Source organism: Klenkia sesuvii, from assembly GCF_037083825.1.
Lineage (GTDB): Bacteria > Actinomycetota > Actinomycetes > Mycobacteriales > Geodermatophilaceae > Klenkia > Klenkia sesuvii.
This window is the reverse complement of sequence record NZ_JBAPLU010000059.1, coordinates 1-909: the sequence shown is the minus strand read 5'-3', so window position 1 is coordinate 909 and position 909 is coordinate 1. Positions and strand designations below refer to the sequence as shown.

Sequence of the window (909 nt, the reverse complement as noted above, 5' to 3'; positions counted from 1 at the left end):
CGGGCCGCCGCCGCCCGCGGCATCGCGATGGGGCTGTCCTCCTTCGCCTCCAAGGCGGTGGAGGAGGTCGCGGCGGCCAGCCCGCAGACGTTCTTCCAGATGTACTGGGTGGGTTCGCGCGACGTGCTGGTGCAGCGCATGGAGCGCGCCCGCGCCGCCGGCTGCGTCGGGCTGATCATGACCTTGGACTGGTCGTTCTCCAACGGCCGCGACTGGGGGTCCCCGGCGATCCCCGAGAAGGTCGACCTGAAGGCGGCGCTGCAGTTCGGCCCCGAGGTGGCGCTGCGCCCGCAGTGGCTGGCCACCTGGCTCAAGCACGGCAGCATCCCGGACCTGACCACCCCCAACCTCGCCCCGCCCGGGGGTTCCGCGCCCACCTTCTTCGGCGCCTACGGCGAGTGGATGGGCACCCCGCTGCCGACCTGGGACGACGTCGCATGGCTGCGGGAGCAGTGGGGCGGGCCGTTCATGCTCAAGGGCGTCATGCGGGTCGATGACGCGAAGCGGGCCGTCGACGCCGGGGTCACCGCGATCTCGGTGTCCAACCACGGCGGCAACAACCTCGACGGCACCCCGGCCCCCATCCGGGCGCTGCCGGCGATCGCGCAGGCCGTCGGCGACCAGATCGAGGTCGTCACCGACGGCGGCATCCGCCGCGGCTCCGACGTCGTGAAGGCCCTCGCCCTGGGCGCCAAGGCCGCCATGATCGGCCGCGCCTACCTGTGGGGCCTTGCGGCCAACGGGCAGGCCGGCGTCGAGAACGTGCTGGACATCCTGCGCAGCGGCATCGACTCCGCCGTCCTCGGGCTCGGCCACCGCGACGTCAAGGACCTGCGGCCCGAGGACGTCGTCGCCCCGACCGGCTGGCCCCGGGTGCTGGGCACCGCCGACCAGCAGCACGTCGTCTGA

The 909-nt window shown here is 73.5% G+C and carries 1 protein-coding gene; it reads left to right on the top strand.

What is annotated here, in order from left to right; genetic code table 11:
- The coding region (mftD, locus tag TEK04_RS21220; protein WP_336406359.1) for a pre-mycofactocin synthase MftD at window positions 1-909 on the top strand (909 nt) is incomplete at its 5' end.